Here is a 14,809-nt window from a genome sequence, read left to right on the forward strand (position 1 = left end):
AAAACAATCTCATAGATATGAAACATGGTTAATATAATTGCGTTAAGTTGGCTTTCGCTCTTTGCACTGTAGACACGCCGACACCTAGCTTCTGAGCAGTTTTGCGAATCGATAGCCCGCTTTCGAGGCAATCAATGATAGCTTGCCTATCTACTGTGGCAGTACGACCTTTGTACTTACCTGCCGCTTTTGCTTTAGCAATACCCTCAGCCTGACGTTCAAGAAGCATTTGACGCTCAAACTGATAGACAGATCCTAGTAGGTTCAGTAATAGCTCATTCATTGGGTTGCTTTTGTCAGCACTGAACAACATATTCTCTTTAATGAACTGAACCGCTACTGATTTATTGTTAAAGAACTCAATCAAACCTAGTAGGTCTTTCATATCACGAGCAAGACGTGAGATATCATGAACAACAACCGTGTCACCCTCACGTACATACTCTTTTAAACGCTTGAGTTCTTCCCTATCAGTTGTTGAACCACTACATTTATCGACGAACACTTTATCAAGTTCAACACCGTCCAATTGTCGAACTATATTTTGTTGTACCGTAGACACACGAATGTAACCGACCTTGCTCATATTTCACTCACCGTATTCATTGAACTCTAGATACGACTACAATAGGCTGTATTCATGGCCGATAGCAACCGTAATGAATACAGTTACCGTATTCATCTAAGTGTGTTCTTAGACAGTAGTCAAAAGAATACAAAAAAGCCCCCCGTATCTCTACGAGGGCTTAGTTTTAATCGGCAATCAGTCTTTCAAGTGACTCTATTCGCTCACCATTGTGTTTAGTCGTTGCCTTTACAAGATAAATGTCATCAAGAATGATATCTGTTCTCTCCAACACCACTTTTTGTTGTGTCGCCAAGGTATCAAGAGTCGAGTTCAACTGACCATAGTTGTTTGAAAATGAAATATTCGAAATCGCTAAAGGCATTAATATGACCAAAAGCCCTGCTAGTACCTTATTCATCCACACCTCCGAGTTGTTCAAGTAGTTCTCTACGTTTCCGTTCTCGCTCTGATTGCTCAAGTAACGCCTCTTCTTGCGACACCAAGCGACTTTGCTCGTGTTGCTTCATCTTCTTTCGAATAGCGTTGATCCGTTTCTCTGCTTCTTCTTGGTACTTTGGATCTTTAAGTTGTCCTCGACGATGCTCGTCTAAAGAACCTACCATTCTCAGCAAATCAAGAGAATTGCCCGTCCATCCCTGTTCATCTTCTTCTTTGATGCTATTGGTTCGAACTAAATTTAAGAAACTCATAACGCCTCCAAATCAGCTTCAAGTGAAGCAAGAAGAGCTTCTTTTTCCGACCGCGATAAGTCATTGATGATTGATAATTCCAACTTGGACGCACGGTTAGTAACCCGTTTTATCTCAGCTTCACAGATCGCTGTGATTGCTCTTTCAGCTAGTACTACACCAAACGCACCAGACAATACCATTTTAAGAATTTGACTTGTGTCGATGTCACCAGCACCAGTCAAAGGCATTGACATATCTTTTAACTTCTTCTCTCGATTTTCGATGTCTCGCAATTCTGCTTTGCGTTCTAGCTTTTGTAGTTCCGCGGCTTTCTTGCGCCTCGCAGCACCACTGCGTCGCCCTGCTTCTTTGGCTTTCTCATTATCAGTGAAATGAAGATTTTCTTTTTTCATACTTGTTCAACCTGTTCATTAATACAGATATATTTATTCAACAGATTGAAACCAATAAAAAACCGCCCATTTTAGGCGGCTTTTATTGAATACGACGTTAATTAAGTAAAATTTAATAAAGACGAGTCTTGTTTTTTACTTGTTTAACAAAGCAGATTGCTTCACTTTGTAATTAAACCATTCATCTTCATAGCCAAACTGAAACACTTGATTTAATTTTCTTCCTTGATTCAAAGCAGCAGTATAACCCTTTGAACTAAAACGATAGGTTTTCATTCCATCATAATCAATAACGATGTCGTCATTCGTTTTTGAAATGAGTTCATGAAGATTCAAAGCAGACTTATCACCAGCATTGTATCTAACGAACGTACGCATTCTTTTGTTTTCACCACAAGTGTTCTGAACGTAATACTTTTTATTGTTGATACTAGGCAAAACATTGTAGTAATTCATGTCTTCACACTTAATATCTGTATGAATGTAGAATGAGTTAATCTTAGCTATTTTATCTCTATTTCTATATTCTCGGCTCCCCTTTTTAGGCATCGCGCTAGGAATCACTTGAAGTACTGCGTTTCTTTCTTTAGAGCCTGTATACACAGCATAAAGAACATCATTTGTACTCGCTACTTTGTAGTCGCCGTGATCGGTCATCACATCTGGTGTTAAAAACTTAGACTCTGAAATCACTTGATGAACAAGTGACTCACTACCCTTTTTTAAGCACTCTCTCGTAGTTTCAGCACTCAACGTATTGCCGTATGGGTGATTGAATCTGCGCTTGTCCCAATGAATGGCAGCCAACATTGAATTAGTAATATAAGCCGCATTACGTTGTTTTATTAATAACCCAGTAGAGTTCAAATCGCCAAAACGTTCAACTTTCTGACCTTTGTCTATTTGCATAAACTCGTTACAAGTCATGTCACCAAATACTTCTTCAACCGTTTTAGGGTTCTTAACAAATTGATATCGATTGTCTTCAATTTGCTTCTCAGCACTTCTCTGCACTGTAGTAGTTTGACAGCCAGCCAATACAACTACCGATAACGCACTGACTACACCAGTTTTAATAAATTGCACTTTTTTCACTTCATTGTTCATAAACACCTCAAATAAAAACATCAAGCACCCATATGGGTGCAATTCATCTTTATCTTATATGTAACCCTATCTGCACCCATAATGGTGCAGAAGAAATCATGAACCAAGTCACAGAAAAAAAGAACATTACTGGCATTAGAATCAAAGAGATACGGTTAAGTAGGGATTGGTCTCAAGCAGATGTAGAGCGTGAATGTAGTCTGCGTGGCATTGATATGACACGTAGTAAGCTTGCCAAGATTGAAAGTGGAATGATTCGAGTAACCGACGAGATGATTAGGGATTTGTGTGTCGTGCTCCGCACCGATGCTAATTCGTTGTTTGAGCAATAGAGAGCCGAAGCTCTCTATTAAACTGGTTGTATTGTTCTAGTAGCTATACGACTCCCATTCTTCAGAGTCTTCAATTTCCCATGGTTCCCTGTTGTCTTCTGTTCCCTGTGTCAACAACGAAGCGTAGTCTACTACTGTATTCCCAAACCCGTATTTCTGGTCTAAAACAAGGTACTTCTTGATGCCGTTGATCTGTTCAATCACGATTTTCCACTTACTTGTTTGACCAACTTTTTCAATACAGTAGAAACGTATCTCTCGGAGAACCTTTCTCAACTCAATGTTACGTTGTTCAACATCTTCAATACTTGAGATAAGACTAAAATCAACTTTTACATCTACGTTATTCTGGTCGAGTACTTTACTTTCTTCTATCAAGTCCGAGACTTCTTTAATATCGGTATAGACACGAGCCAGTGCTTCTATGTTTCCGTTCTTTGTTAACAAGTCTACTGTAGCGTTTAGCGTTTCAAGTCGTTGTTGATACTCTGAAGTTCTACTTACGTATAGAGTTGAACTAGATTCATATTTCAAATAGTGAAGAGCTTCATTCAGATAAACTTCAGGCTCTCGAATACGCTCAACTTGGTTACAACTCCCTTCAGTCGCTTTGACACACATCTTGTAAGCGCGAGGTTTCCCTTTGTAGTTACTCGTTCGAGTAGTCATTGCTCCACCGCAAGCACCACACTTTAACAACCTTGAATACGCACCGCGTTTAGATGTTCTTCCTGCTTGTTGTCTTTTATTCAAAACTTGGTATTGCTCATACGTAATCAAGGCGGGAAAAATGTCAGACACGATTTCAATCGGCTCTTTATTCATTCGACCATCTTTGCCTGTGTCAAAGTAAGCTTTTGCACCATAAAGTGCATGATTTTGAACGATAGCGCGTACACCACTTGCAGACCAAGCAGAGTCATTTCCAGTTGTCATTTTAAGTGAGTTGAGGTGTTTGGCGGTTGATTGGTGGGATTTTCCAGATAGTTTACAGTTGATAAGCTCTTGAATTGTCGCTTTCTTGTCGTTGAAAGTGAAGCCGTCACCGTCTCTTGATACCCATGCAGGTAACTTCCCTGTAACCTTCTTATCTCTTCGGGCTTTCTCGCGACTTGCTTTGATGAGGTGTGACTTGCGCTCAGATTCTTGATGCGCCCGTTCAGCCGAGATCATCAATACAATGTTATCAGCAATGTTGTTGATGTTGTCTGCATCGTAAACAACACCAGTCTTCAGCATTACTAAACGCACGCCTAGTTGAACTAACTGATATACAAGGTCTTGAGTGTAGCGCCAACCACGTCGACTTAAGCGGTCATGGTCTTCAATCAGCAAGTAGCTATCACGTGGGATTTTACCCATGCGTATCGCGTTAATCAGATCTTCAAGGGCTGGACGTTTGCCCCCCTCTTTGAACGCAGAGACGCCTAAATCTTCATACGTTTGAGCTGAAAGCTCGGCGTTGTTGCGTTCACACCATTGCTCCGCACTCTCGATTTGGCGACGTTGACTGTCACCAGCTTCCTGCTTTTTTGTCGAAAAACGAACATATAGTACAGCTAATGCTTTGTTATTATTCATATTAACTCACAGATCATAAGTGCATCATAATCTGTATAGTACTTTAACAACGTGCCAACCGAATTTGGTTTTGACTAGGTGTGGAGTAAGAACCTCACCAGAAAAACAAACTTTGTCGAACTGTGGCACCATTTGACCACGGCGAAACTCACCTAGGTCGCCACCACGTTTACCAGATGGGCAAGTTGAATATTTCTTTGCCAAAGCCTGAAACTTCGCGCCTTTTTTCAGTTGCTGGATAATGTCTTCAGCTTGCTCTTTATGCTTTACAAGGATGTGCAAAGCAGCTGCAGTATTTGCCATATGTCTGTCTCTCACTGTTCTGATGGCGCAAGTTTACCGAAACGTCCCATCATCGCCAATTATTTCTGTTAATCAGACGCTATCTTCATCTAAAGATGACAAGCACCACCTTACAAATTGATGAAAACTTATTCGTTCTTCTGCTCGATTTCTCACTTAACTTGCTCTATTTCCTAAAAAGCTCACTTTTCTATGCTCTACGGTTGAAGCTGTCGCCTTATAAGATTAGATTAGTTCGATAAATCAGTTATATTGATAAGGTTATTTTCATGGCAAAAGTCGCAAGTAAAGCGAACCAATCTCAAGGTATGTTGGTGTTTAAACTCACCCTGCAACAGAACTTCGCAATTGGCACACTTAAAGTCCGTGAAATTGTTCCTTATATGCCGACCACCAAAATTCCCTATTCACACCATCATGTAATTGGCACTGTGACCATTCGTGATTTGACGGTGCCAGTCATTGATATGGCGGCAGCTATTGGATTCCGCCCTATCCAAGAAGAAGAATACAATAATTGCTATTTGATCGTGACGGACTGTCTACGTACCGTGGTGGCATTTATGGTGCGAAGTATCGAGAAAATCATTGAATGTGATTGGAAATCTATCGAAACACCGCCATCAAGTGCGGGTCATAATATCTTTGTAACGGGTATTACTCGCTATGAAGAGAAGATCGTACAAATGTTAGATGTGGAGCTTTTGCTTTCTAAGATCTACCCGCAATACGAGAATACCAAGATTCCAATGCTTACAGACATCGAGCGCGAGCGTTTGAAAGCCTTGAATATCCTTTTGGTGGACGACTCTTCTATCGCTCGCAAGCAATTGAGCGACGCGCTAAACCGCATCAACATCCCGTATCAAATCTGTAAAAATGGCTCAGACGCACTCGATTTGATGAAGCGAGATGCAGAAGCGAACCGCCCAATTGACCTTTTAGTGAGTGACATTGAAATGCCGGGGCTGGATGGTTATGAACTTGCGTTTGAAGTTCAAAATGATTCTGCGCTGAATAACTCTTACCGCATTCTTCACACGTCTCTATCAAGCGAGATTTGTGTTGATCGAGCTCACCAAGTTGGCGCTCACGAGGCATTAGAGAAATTCAACGCTGGGGAATTGATTGAAGCGATGCTGCGCGGTGCAAAAGAGCTGGAAGCAAAAGCGATAGCTTCTTAATCATATCTAATAAGTTTGCTTGATCTGGTATACATCAATAACTTTTTCGGCAGTCAACAAACTCGTGATACTTGCTACCGAACATGAAAACAGTGCAACAAAAACGAACATTTTGATGTGACTATTGAGCAATAACCCTCCGCCGAAGAAATACAGTCCTATCGCGATAACCGCCAGCATAATCAATGCGGGTCGACACAACAATTCCATTGAAAGAGAGAAAAAGTAAACCTCCTCCCTTTTCGCAATCGAATACCAGTTGTAGAAAACTATAGAAGCTGTCACACCCACCGCTAACGCTATAGCAATCAGAACACTCGAAAAATGCTGCCCTGCAAACAACACAAACCCCGCTCTGATAGACAATAGCGCGCAAAATAGCCAAATCAATAAAGGCCCCCCAACAACTAAACCCATCGCTTCCTTCCTCTGAATCAATTTTAATCGTTATTCAAACAAAGACAGAAAGATGGGTAAAGGCAATTACAGCACTCGAATGAGAACTCTGCGACGGCTAGCTTAAAGTCATTAAATTCAGACTATTAGGTGATATTTTGCCTATTTACTTGGCATTGTGTAGCTGCGAGACACAAACTCAGTTTCTTCGACTTGATAAGTGTGGTTGATGTAAGACGCCAAACTGTAGAGCACATTCGCGAGCAGGTTTGAATAGCGGAACAAAATCGGAGCGGGTTGTTTCTTACCTGAATGTTCAACGGCAACCAATGCACGAACCACCTTCTTTGCTTGGCAACGACACAGATGCAATTGGCTTGACGTTGGGTGGCCGCCAGGAAGCACAAACCCTTTAAAGCCGCCATCGATACGAGCCTTGATTGCATCGTAATCGGCTTTTAGCTCATCCACTTTCGCTTCTGTAATCGCGAGTTTTCCGCGGATAGAGCCATTCACATGGTATACGTTTGGCTGCATTCGAGTCAGTATGTCCCGGCTAAAGTCATCGAGTTCCATCGATAGAACCAGCCCAATTCGGCTACACAACTCATCAGCAGTGATTTCAAAGTCACATACTGGGCTGTCTTCATAGATGAATGGGTAACAAATCTCGCCAAGTTCCTTGCTTACTGGTCTCATGCTCTTTCTCTGTGCTTTTGCTCTAATAAAAAAGGGAGTCAGTATAACCTAACTCCCTTTGGGCATTCACATCCGTTTAGACGATCATAAGTTAGAAAATCGGCTTATGCGTTTTCGATTTTCTTGTGTCCTTCTTGAAGGTGAACGAAATCAACCAGATCATCGCCTGATACTTGGTAAGCTTGACCAAAGCCTTTTACGAATAGACCTTGTTCTGCTTTTAGGTTGAACAGAACGAAGTCTTCTAGTTGGCTCAGACCATCAATGATCTCACCAAAACGATCTTTCATTTGACCAACAACTTGTTGCCACATCTCTGTATCACGCTCAACAACAGATGCAACCGCATCAAACGTTAGGCGCTTACGAGCGAATAACTGCTTCGATGAATCTTCGTCTTCAATCATCATCAAAGATACGTTTGGATTCTCTAGTAGGTTGCGTGCGTGACGAGCAATCTGAGAAATAAGAACGAAGTAACCTTCCTGGTTTTGAACGTATGGTGCGTAACTTACGTTTGGACGGCCTTCCGCATCAACGGTTGCTAATTGAATGGTACGACGCTCCTGACGAAATTCCTTGATTTCTGGTCCTAGACGACCTTGTAAACGCTCTTGTTTAACTTGCTGATCCATTTTGATACCTAACTTTACTTGTTTGTTGTTCCGAGTTTTAACTCGGTTATTCTTTAATAAATGACACTGCGCTAACGAATTAGTGCAGTGTCATGCTCATTCGAGACTACTTGTTGAACTCTGCTTGCATTGCACGGAATGCTGTTACTTGATCTTCGATTAGCTCACGCTTCTCGTTGCGGCCTAGGTAAATCTTAAAGATGTTGCTGCCACACTCAGAGAAGAAACCAAAATAATGGCTCTCGCGCCCCATGAAAGGTTTGCTGACTAGCGCGATGTTTTTCACGTTATCAAGTTTTAGGTGACCATGAAGCTCACCTTCTTTGCCCATAAGGTTGTAGTAACCACGAGCCACTTTACCTTTCGGGAACGGCGCTTTTACTTCAAAGATAGAACCAAAAGAATGAACGATAGTTGTTACTGGGCCAAAACCAACAAGACCTTCTAAGATGCTTTGTGCTTGCTCACCAGGAGCTACTGCAACCATCTCTTGAGGAAGTGCAGCTACCACTTCAAACTCTGATACACCAAGGCGCTCAGCCATTGCTGCTGGGAGTAGTTGCGGCTCTTGTTCTAGTAGGGCTTCGACCTGTTGCTTAATTGATTCCATTGTTTTTTCCATTTCTTTCAGATTAATTGTTAGATACTTTTGGTACGTTTTCGTTCATTTCAGAAGTCAGTACTTGAATACATGCCTGAGCCAGAGACACAGCCCAGAAGCTACCTGCTAACGTCAGTACTAAACTGCGCTCTTGTAGCTCAACTAAGCCCTTGTCATGCCAAACTTTGAATAGTGGCATCAGGAAATTAAAGGTGTCTTCACCCATAAATGTTGGCAACTTGCTCGCCTGAACAATGCCTCGATCAAAGCCAGACTTCAGCGCTGCGAATAGCGGCTCAAGTGGGCTTTGCTTCATCATCATTGCGATGGTGCTCTGCCCTTCATTTACAGCTTTAACGTAAGTGTCTAGCGTGCGGTGCTGCATCATGCCGTAACCACCGATGTTACCGCCCGCACCACAACCGACAGGCAATACTTCTGCATAGGTCTTCGCTAAGCTGTTGTATAAGCTGCGTTCACGGTTATCGATCGCCCAGTGGTTAACACTAAGCTGCTTCATGCGGTGCTCTGCCATAAACTTAGCGCCAAGCTCGTACATGCCCGCTTTTTCCGGTGTCGTTGCTGGTGGCGGCATTTTGCCTTTTTCAACTAAATTGAGCATTGGCGCTGTACCACCAACCACTAACTGATAAAGGTCCAAGCCATGAGCGCCTGTAGACAAAAAGTCCTTAAGATCTTGCTCTAAAACTTCTTTCGTTTGATAAGGCAGGCCGTAAAGCAAATCGATGATGACAGGGATCTTGTCTTCTTTCGCCAACTCACTTACTCGCTGAAGTACATCTTCACGGTCATCTAGACGTTTAGCGCTACGACGAACTTTGGTATTAAAGCTCTGGACGCCAAATGAGAAACGGTTGAATCCACCATCTAGCGCACCTTGATATAACTCGTCTGAGAATCGGTTGATACGACCTTCAAGTGTAATTTCGCAGTCAGCTGCGAGAGGGAAATAGTCGTGAATGGCCTGGCCTAGAATACGAACTTGGTCTGCAGATAAGTCAGTAGGCGTACCACCGCCGATGTAAACCGCATGGAAGATGCCACTTTGCGTCCACGGCATCGCCGCTTTCTCTTTTAGCTCTTTCATCAGAGCATCAAAGTATTCATCGACTAACTTACGGCTGGCAGCATTTTGGAAGAAGTTACAGAAAGTACAACGCACACGACAAAATGGAACGTGAATGTACAAGCAACGCTTATTGTTCTTTACCGTCGTTTCAGACGTAATCCTTGAAAGAATATCTCCTTGTTGTGGCGGCGGCACTGGCATGCTACTACCACCTGCATGCGCAGAGTGCTTTTTCACAAAAGCAAAGCGCAATGGATCCGGGCTATCACTCCCAAGGATTGATTCGTCAAATTTATAAATATCGACGCTCATATTTACTCACTTAAAGCCCACCACACAAAGGATTGAGGCTCATTTCAAAAAAACTGCAAAGATCATAATTTGCGCGTAATGATAATGCAATTGATAATTGATCTTATTTCCTTTGTAAGTGATAATCAGTCCCAACTTGATAATTATTAGCAACACCGAGATTTACCCGTGAACCTACAAAGATATGTCATTGCCGGAGGCGCCTCACTTGCGATTCATGCAGCGCTTCTTTTTGTCTCTCAAGAGACAAAAGTTTTTGCGATGCCTGCAGGAAATCCGGCAAGCACAGTAAGCCTGAATTTGGTCTCGGCTCCTAAACCTGTTAAAGCGCAACCGGCTCCTCAAGAGGAAGTCGAGAAGAAGCAAACTGAAACCAAGAAGCAACCGGAACCTAAGCCAGAACCAGTTAAAAAGCCGATCGAAAAACCCGTCGTTAAAAAAGAAGCTGTAAAGAAAAAACCACCGGTAAAAAAGGAACCTGAACCAATCAAGCCACCTAAAAAGCCACAACCAACGAAACCAGTGGCTAAAAAAGATCCGGAACCAAAAGAAAAAGTAGAGAAGAAAGTCGCAAAAGAACCAGTACAAGAGCAAAAAGCCGCACCAACAAATGAATCAAAAGGTGCGACTTCAGAACCAGTACTAGTCGATAAGCCAGCTTTTGTCTCCCAACCAGTTCAGCCTCGCTACCCTCGTTCAGCTCGTAAGCGTGGCATTCAAGGTGTTGCACTATACGAAATTTGGCTTGATGCAAATGGCAATCAAGTAAAACAAGTTCTTATTGAATCTTCCGGTGCAGAAATGCTCGATGCTTCAGCGCTACGTGCGATAAAGCAATGGGAATTCTCACCACATATTTCTGGCGGGCAACAAGTTGCTCACCGCGTTCAAATCCCAGTTCGTTTTAAGTTGGATGGATAATGGAACAGCTACAACATTTACAAACCCAATTTGGTCTTATGACTTGGCCTTTAATTATTTGTTCTGCTTTAACAGTCATGATCATTGCGGAAAGACTTTTCCAAGTATTTGTTAGTCTTGGAGTAGGCAAAAGAGCAATTCGTCAAAAGCTCAAAACCCTAGACCCAACAAACAGCAAAGACATCGAAGCACTTGCAGACGATCTTTCTGGCAAGCGACCTCTTCTTTATCGTGGTGTCGCGATGTTACTTGCTCACCATTCTTTCTCTAAGTCACTTCGTGAAGACGCGGCAGGAATCTGGTTGCAAGAAAAGCGTCATCAATTACATTCCGGTCTGCGCCTTTTGACACTCATTGGTGTGATCAGTCCTCTAATCGGGCTGTTAGGTACCGTTCTTGGCCTGATCGATATGTTTAAAGGCATTGCGTCTTCTACAGGTAACATCACGCCAAACGATCTGGCTGATGGCCTAGGTCTGGCAATGCGAACGACCGCAGCGGGTTTGATCATTGCATTGCCCGCAATTTCTGGCGCACAACTGATTGGTCTTTGGGCTGATCGCGTTATCGCTAAGCTTGAGCACACACTGAACTATGTAAACCTCTGGTTAGAAGGCATTTCTTTGCAACACGTTTCTCCAGAAAACAACAAAGAAATCGCAACGGTTGCTGATCATGTTGAGGCGAGAAGCTCATGATTAAAGCACCTCAAGACAATAACAGCCATGGTTTAACACCGGACCTAACCCCGTTACTGGATATTATCTTTATTGTAATGGTGTTCTTGATGTTGACTGCAGCAGTCAAGCTCGACTCTCTGGATGTCAGTTTACCAAGTACAGATTCTCAGGCCGTTACCGAAGTTGATAAACAATCCATTACGGTCAACATCCTCAAAGAAGAACCTTTTTGGGCTATCAATGGGAAAACGTATATCGACTGGGAAAACTTTACTCTTGCCTTACTCGAAGAGAGCAAATCAACCGACAAACCTATTGTGATTGGCGCAGAAAAAACCGCTGATATTCAATCCCTCGTTAAGCTTCTTGGCTTTTTACAAGAAAACGGAATTCAGGCGACTCAGTTGTTAACTGAAGAGTCGCAATAAAAAGAACATAAGACAGAGAATAAACTCATGAACAAAACACTATTGCCAGTTCGTACCGCCTTAACCGTAGCAGTGACTATGCTTGCAAGTGCGAACCTATTTGCTAACGAAGCCCTTTCAACGGAACGAGTTGTCAGTGCAGGTAGTGCGGTAACTGAACTCCTCATCGCCCTTGATGCAAAAGAAAGCCTAGTCGCAGTTGACGTGACGAGTCAGCTTCCTAAAGAAATGGAGTTACCTAAAGTAGGTTATCACCGTCGTCTATCCGCGGAAGGCTTATTAGCTCTGAGCCCAACAAAGGTGATTGGTTCTGATGAAATGGGCCCGAATACAACGCTTGACCAGTTAAAATCAGCAGGTGTCGACGTTGAGGTCGTAAATACAGAAGCAAACGTTGATGGTTTGATTCATCGTATCGACCAAATTGCTAGCATCATGCATCGTGAAACTGAAGCCACAACACTAAAGAAAGAAGTTGAAGCACAAGTTCAAGCCCTAGAAGGCAACCAACCAGAAAAAGCGGAGAAAAAGAAAGTCCTTTTCTTGCTGATTCATGAAGGTCGTGCCGCAAACGTTGCAGGTTCAGAAACGACACCAGATGCCATTATTACTCTCGCCGGCGGTGAGAACCCAGCAGCAAGTAAACTGTCTTCATACAAGCCGCTATCAACAGAAGCTATGGTTGAAATGCAACCAGACGTTATCTTAGTGAGTGGCCGTAGTTACCAGACTATGGGTGGCGCTGATGCAATTTTAAAAGCGATGCCGCTACTTGCTGCAACGCCAGCAGGTATGACTAAGAACATCGTTACGATTGATGGTCACGCATTAGTCGGTGGTTTGGGTCTAAAAAGCCTATCTGAAGCTAAACGCCTAAACGAGTTACTATACCCGTAGAGAGATTCAATGCTGTTAAGACGTATCCCTTTATCTACTATTCTACTTGCTTTATCCGGTATATTAGCCTTTATAGCTGTAGCTTCAATCACAGTAGGTCCCATGAATATCAGCTTCGCAGACAGCCTACGAAGCCTGAGCGGAGCAGGGTCTGACCTTGCTCCTCACATCCAACTAGTCATTAACGAAATACGCTTACCACGCACTATCCTATGCATGTTCATTGGTGCCATCCTTGCGATTTGTGGTGTGGTTATGCAAGGACTTTTCCGAAACCCTCTTGCTGAACCAGGCATCATTGGTGTTTCTGCAGGAGCCGCTCTTGGCGGGGCTTTCGCTATTGTAGTCTTTGCGGATTTTAGCCAAAACCACCCTCAGCTAATGAACTTAGCCGCGCTGCCTTTCTTTGCTTTTCTTGGTGGTGCAATTACAACCGTATTGGTTTATTGGCTAGGAACGAACAAATTTGGCACTTCCGTGACCATTATGCTCTTGGCTGGTGTTGCAATCAGTGCCCTTTCTGGTGCCGCTATTGGTTTTATGAACTTTATCGCCGATGACCAAATGCTTCGCGACCTTACGCTTTGGTCGATGGGATCTTTAGCAGGAGCAAACTGGTCTGGTATTGGTCTAGCAGCAGTGACGCTCGTGATTCTTCTTTTTTGGTTCCAGAAAAAAGCAATGTCACTTAACGCGCTGCTATTAGGTGAATCCGAAGCAAGGCACTTGGGTGTACCCGTGCAAAAGCTTAAGCGTCAGTTGATATTACTTTCTGCTGTCGGCGTTGGTATTACGGTGAGTATTTGTGGTGCCATCGGCTTTATCGGCCTCGTCATTCCTCATTTAGGAAGAATGTTAGCTGGGCCTGACCATAGAACCTTACTACCAATCTCAGCACTAATGGGAGCCTTGCTATTAACCGCTGCGGACATGTTCGCACGAGTTGTTGTTACTCCAGCTGAACTGCCGGTAGGTATCGTAACTGCACTTATTGGTGCGCCGTTCTTTATCTACTTATTGTTCCAACAAAAAGGGAAGATCCTGTAATGAATCCAACGGTTATGTCAGGCAGAAATATCTCCATGAGGTATGGCAGCCGAATCGTACTTGATGACATCAGTATTGATATTCGAGCAGGAGAAGTTACCGCCTTACTTGGACCAAATGGCGCTGGTAAAAGCACGTTGTTAAAACTCCTATGCGGCGAGATCCCTTCTCAACATGACATTGAGTACTTTGGCAAACAAAAAAACGATTGGGAGCCCGCTGAAAGCGCAAAACACATTGCGATGTTACCACAACACAGCACGTTAACTTTTCCGTTCTTAGCTCGAGAAGTTGTAGAGTTAGGCGCAATTCCGTTATCGATAACTAACAAAGAAACCACACAATTAGCTTTGCAGTACATGGAGCAGACTGACGTATCTCACCTTGCAGATAGCCTCTACCCTGCTCTTTCTGGTGGTGAAAAGCAGCGCTTACATCTTGCGCGAGTATTAACCCAGCTTCATCAAGCTGGCGACAAAAAAATACTGATGCTGGATGAGCCGACTTCAGCACTCGATCTTGCCCACCAGCACAACACGCTCAAGATCGCACGTGAAGCAGCCAAAGCAAACAATGCGGCCGTTGTGGTTGTATTACATGATTTAAATCTAGCGTCACAGTACGCTGATAGATTGGTTTTACTTCATGATGGCAAACTGGTTTGTGATGACAACCCGTGGAACGCTTTGACACCAGAAAGCATTGAGCAAGTCTATGGCTATCGTTCTATCGTCACTAAGCACCCGACCTTGGATTTCCCACAAGTCCATGCAGCGGCTTAAATAGCAGTCTTAACGAACAGATTGTCCGGTTCAATATATTAAATAAGAAAAAGCCCCGTATAATGCGGTAATGCCAGTCAGTTAAGCTGACTGGCATTTTTCTTTTTCCAGATTGGATACTTTGCTGATTTGTAACGGAGA

Annotated in this window: 20 protein-coding genes; 8 read left to right on the forward strand and 12 right to left on the reverse strand. The window is 43.1% G+C overall.

Going from position 1 to position 14,809, the window contains the following annotated elements; genetic code table 11:
- Positions 1-28 precede the first annotated feature (28 nt).
- From OQJ86_RS17160 to OQJ86_RS17180, 5 genes are all read right to left on the reverse strand, one after another.
- Positions 29-586, reverse strand: a complete 558-nt coding sequence (locus OQJ86_RS17160) for a recombinase family protein (protein ID WP_265988619.1) — start codon at positions 584-586, stop codon at positions 29-31.
- Between the two features lie 166 nt (positions 587-752).
- On the reverse strand, positions 753-986 hold the full coding sequence (locus OQJ86_RS17165) for a hypothetical protein (protein ID WP_265988621.1): 234 nt from the start codon (positions 984-986) through the stop codon (positions 753-755).
- Positions 979-1,278 (reverse strand): hypothetical protein, encoded by a 300-nt coding sequence (locus OQJ86_RS17170; protein ID WP_256894037.1) that lies wholly within the window; start codon positions 1,276-1,278, stop codon positions 979-981. The genes OQJ86_RS17165 and OQJ86_RS17170 overlap by 8 nt, the downstream gene beginning before the upstream one ends.
- A complete protein-coding gene (locus OQJ86_RS17175) occupies positions 1,275-1,673 on the reverse strand; it encodes a hypothetical protein (protein ID WP_086046709.1) in 399 nt (132 codons plus the stop codon). The genes OQJ86_RS17170 and OQJ86_RS17175 overlap by 4 nt, the downstream gene beginning before the upstream one ends.
- Positions 1,674-1,808: 135 nt before the next feature.
- On the reverse strand, positions 1,809-2,780 hold the full coding sequence (locus OQJ86_RS17180) for a hypothetical protein (RefSeq protein ID WP_256894036.1): 972 nt from the start codon (positions 2,778-2,780) through the stop codon (positions 1,809-1,811).
- Between the two features lie 98 nt (positions 2,781-2,878).
- On the opposite strand from OQJ86_RS17180, the gene OQJ86_RS17185 reads away from it, so the two are divergent.
- On the forward strand, positions 2,879-3,112 hold the full coding sequence (locus tag OQJ86_RS17185) for a helix-turn-helix domain-containing protein (protein ID WP_158155404.1): 234 nt from the start codon (positions 2,879-2,881) through the stop codon (positions 3,110-3,112).
- A 36-nt stretch (positions 3,113-3,148) separates the two neighbouring features.
- Here OQJ86_RS17185 and OQJ86_RS17190 read toward each other — a convergent pair whose 3' ends face one another.
- A complete protein-coding gene (locus tag OQJ86_RS17190) occupies positions 3,149-4,693 on the reverse strand; it encodes a recombinase family protein (RefSeq protein ID WP_194592247.1) in 1,545 nt (514 codons plus the stop codon).
- A gap of 24 nt (positions 4,694-4,717) precedes the next feature.
- Complete coding sequence (gene ppiC / locus OQJ86_RS17195) at positions 4,718-4,996, reverse strand: peptidylprolyl isomerase PpiC (RefSeq protein WP_265988631.1); 279 nt, start codon at positions 4,994-4,996, stop codon at positions 4,718-4,720.
- 269 nt (positions 4,997-5,265) lie between these two features.
- Here ppiC and OQJ86_RS17200 point away from each other — a divergent pair, with 269 nt between their 5' ends.
- Complete coding sequence (locus OQJ86_RS17200) at positions 5,266-6,180, forward strand: chemotaxis protein (protein WP_265988633.1); 915 nt, start codon at positions 5,266-5,268, stop codon at positions 6,178-6,180.
- 6 nt (positions 6,181-6,186) lie between these two features.
- Here OQJ86_RS17200 and OQJ86_RS17205 read toward each other — a convergent pair whose 3' ends face one another.
- From OQJ86_RS17205 to hutW, 5 genes are all read right to left on the reverse strand, one after another.
- Positions 6,187-6,597 (reverse strand): hypothetical protein, encoded by a 411-nt coding sequence (locus OQJ86_RS17205; protein ID WP_061034488.1) that lies wholly within the window; start codon positions 6,595-6,597, stop codon positions 6,187-6,189.
- Between the two features lie 141 nt (positions 6,598-6,738).
- On the reverse strand, positions 6,739-7,275 hold the full coding sequence (locus OQJ86_RS17210; RefSeq protein WP_061034487.1) for an ATP:cob(I)alamin adenosyltransferase: 537 nt from the start codon (positions 7,273-7,275) through the stop codon (positions 6,739-6,741).
- Positions 7,276-7,379: 104 nt separating this feature from the next.
- Entirely contained in the window at positions 7,380-7,910 is a 531-nt protein-coding gene (gene hutZ / locus OQJ86_RS17215) for a heme utilization protein HutZ (RefSeq protein ID WP_045398522.1), read from the reverse strand.
- A 106-nt stretch (positions 7,911-8,016) separates the two neighbouring features.
- A complete protein-coding gene (gene hutX, locus OQJ86_RS17220) occupies positions 8,017-8,520 on the reverse strand; it encodes a heme utilization cystosolic carrier protein HutX (protein WP_020194073.1) in 504 nt (167 codons plus the stop codon).
- 22 nt (positions 8,521-8,542) lie between these two features.
- Positions 8,543-9,913, reverse strand: a complete 1,371-nt coding sequence (gene hutW, locus OQJ86_RS17225; protein ID WP_265988636.1) for a heme anaerobic degradation radical SAM methyltransferase ChuW/HutW — start codon at positions 9,911-9,913, stop codon at positions 8,543-8,545.
- Between the two features lie 168 nt (positions 9,914-10,081).
- Here hutW and OQJ86_RS17230 point away from each other — a divergent pair, with 168 nt between their 5' ends.
- Genes OQJ86_RS17230 through OQJ86_RS17255 form a run of 6 tightly spaced genes read left to right on the forward strand, consistent with a single transcriptional unit; the run spans position 10,082 to position 14,668 of the window.
- Positions 10,082-10,834 carry an energy transducer TonB gene (locus OQJ86_RS17230; protein WP_039975025.1) on the forward strand — a complete coding sequence of 251 codons (753 nt, stop codon included), beginning with the start codon at positions 10,082-10,084 and terminating at the stop codon, positions 10,832-10,834.
- Positions 10,834-11,532 (forward strand): MotA/TolQ/ExbB proton channel family protein, encoded by a 699-nt coding sequence (locus tag OQJ86_RS17235; protein WP_042600147.1) that lies wholly within the window; start codon positions 10,834-10,836, stop codon positions 11,530-11,532. The genes OQJ86_RS17230 and OQJ86_RS17235 overlap by 1 nt, the downstream gene beginning before the upstream one ends.
- Positions 11,529-11,942, forward strand: coding sequence for an ExbD/TolR family protein (locus tag OQJ86_RS17240; protein ID WP_045423742.1), 414 nt, complete (start codon positions 11,529-11,531; stop codon positions 11,940-11,942). Before OQJ86_RS17235 ends, OQJ86_RS17240 begins: the two co-directional genes overlap by 4 nt.
- Positions 11,943-11,969: 27 nt before the next feature.
- The gene (locus tag OQJ86_RS17245; RefSeq protein ID WP_265988641.1) at positions 11,970-12,839 is read left to right on the forward strand and encodes a heme/hemin ABC transporter substrate-binding protein; all 870 of its coding nucleotides are present in this window, start codon (positions 11,970-11,972) and stop codon (positions 12,837-12,839) included.
- Positions 12,840-12,848: 9 nt separating this feature from the next.
- On the forward strand, positions 12,849-13,886 hold the full coding sequence (locus OQJ86_RS17250; RefSeq protein WP_042604912.1) for a FecCD family ABC transporter permease: 1,038 nt from the start codon (positions 12,849-12,851) through the stop codon (positions 13,884-13,886).
- Positions 13,886-14,668 carry a heme ABC transporter ATP-binding protein gene (locus tag OQJ86_RS17255; protein ID WP_265988644.1) on the forward strand — a complete coding sequence of 261 codons (783 nt, stop codon included), beginning with the start codon at positions 13,886-13,888 and terminating at the stop codon, positions 14,666-14,668. The genes OQJ86_RS17250 and OQJ86_RS17255 overlap by 1 nt, the downstream gene beginning before the upstream one ends.
- The last annotated feature ends 141 nt before the right edge of the window (positions 14,669-14,809 follow it).

It is taken from the genome of Vibrio sp. Sgm 5 (genome assembly GCF_026241575.1).
GTDB lineage: Bacteria > Pseudomonadota > Gammaproteobacteria > Enterobacterales > Vibrionaceae > Vibrio > Vibrio jasicida.

What these genes read in the sequence shown, in the direction of transcription:
- OQJ86_RS17160 (WP_265988619.1), bottom strand. Translation starts at nt 586, where the DNA reads ATGAGCAAGGTCGGTTACATTCGTGTGTCTACGGTACAACAAAATATA.
- OQJ86_RS17165 (WP_265988621.1), bottom strand. Translation starts at nt 986, where the DNA reads ATGAATAAGGTACTAGCAGGGCTTTTGGTCATATTAATGCCTTTAGCG.
- OQJ86_RS17170 (WP_256894037.1), bottom strand. Translation starts at nt 1,278, where the DNA reads ATGAGTTTCTTAAATTTAGTTCGAACCAATAGCATCAAAGAAGAAGAT.
- OQJ86_RS17175 (WP_086046709.1), bottom strand. Translation starts at nt 1,673, where the DNA reads ATGAAAAAAGAAAATCTTCATTTCACTGATAATGAGAAAGCCAAAGAA.
- OQJ86_RS17180 (WP_256894036.1), bottom strand. Translation starts at nt 2,780, where the DNA reads ATGAACAATGAAGTGAAAAAAGTGCAATTTATTAAAACTGGTGTAGTC.
- OQJ86_RS17185 (WP_158155404.1), top strand. Translation starts at nt 2,879, where the DNA reads ATGAACCAAGTCACAGAAAAAAAGAACATTACTGGCATTAGAATCAAA.
- OQJ86_RS17190 (WP_194592247.1), bottom strand. Translation starts at nt 4,693, where the DNA reads ATGAATAATAACAAAGCATTAGCTGTACTATATGTTCGTTTTTCGACA.
- ppiC (WP_265988631.1), bottom strand. Translation starts at nt 4,996, where the DNA reads ATGGCAAATACTGCAGCTGCTTTGCACATCCTTGTAAAGCATAAAGAG.
- OQJ86_RS17200 (WP_265988633.1), top strand. Translation starts at nt 5,266, where the DNA reads ATGGCAAAAGTCGCAAGTAAAGCGAACCAATCTCAAGGTATGTTGGTG.
- OQJ86_RS17205 (WP_061034488.1), bottom strand. Translation starts at nt 6,597, where the DNA reads ATGGGTTTAGTTGTTGGGGGGCCTTTATTGATTTGGCTATTTTGCGCG.
- OQJ86_RS17210 (WP_061034487.1), bottom strand. Translation starts at nt 7,275, where the DNA reads ATGAGACCAGTAAGCAAGGAACTTGGCGAGATTTGTTACCCATTCATC.
- hutZ (WP_045398522.1), bottom strand. Translation starts at nt 7,910, where the DNA reads ATGGATCAGCAAGTTAAACAAGAGCGTTTACAAGGTCGTCTAGGACCA.
- hutX (WP_020194073.1), bottom strand. Translation starts at nt 8,520, where the DNA reads ATGGAATCAATTAAGCAACAGGTCGAAGCCCTACTAGAACAAGAGCCG.
- hutW (WP_265988636.1), bottom strand. Translation starts at nt 9,913, where the DNA reads ATGAGCGTCGATATTTATAAATTTGACGAATCAATCCTTGGGAGTGAT.
- OQJ86_RS17235 (WP_042600147.1), top strand. Translation starts at nt 10,834, where the DNA reads ATGGAACAGCTACAACATTTACAAACCCAATTTGGTCTTATGACTTGG.
- OQJ86_RS17240 (WP_045423742.1), top strand. Translation starts at nt 11,529, where the DNA reads ATGATTAAAGCACCTCAAGACAATAACAGCCATGGTTTAACACCGGAC.
- OQJ86_RS17245 (WP_265988641.1), top strand. Translation starts at nt 11,970, where the DNA reads ATGAACAAAACACTATTGCCAGTTCGTACCGCCTTAACCGTAGCAGTG.
- OQJ86_RS17250 (WP_042604912.1), top strand. Translation starts at nt 12,849, where the DNA reads ATGCTGTTAAGACGTATCCCTTTATCTACTATTCTACTTGCTTTATCC.
- OQJ86_RS17255 (WP_265988644.1), top strand. Translation starts at nt 13,886, where the DNA reads ATGAATCCAACGGTTATGTCAGGCAGAAATATCTCCATGAGGTATGGC.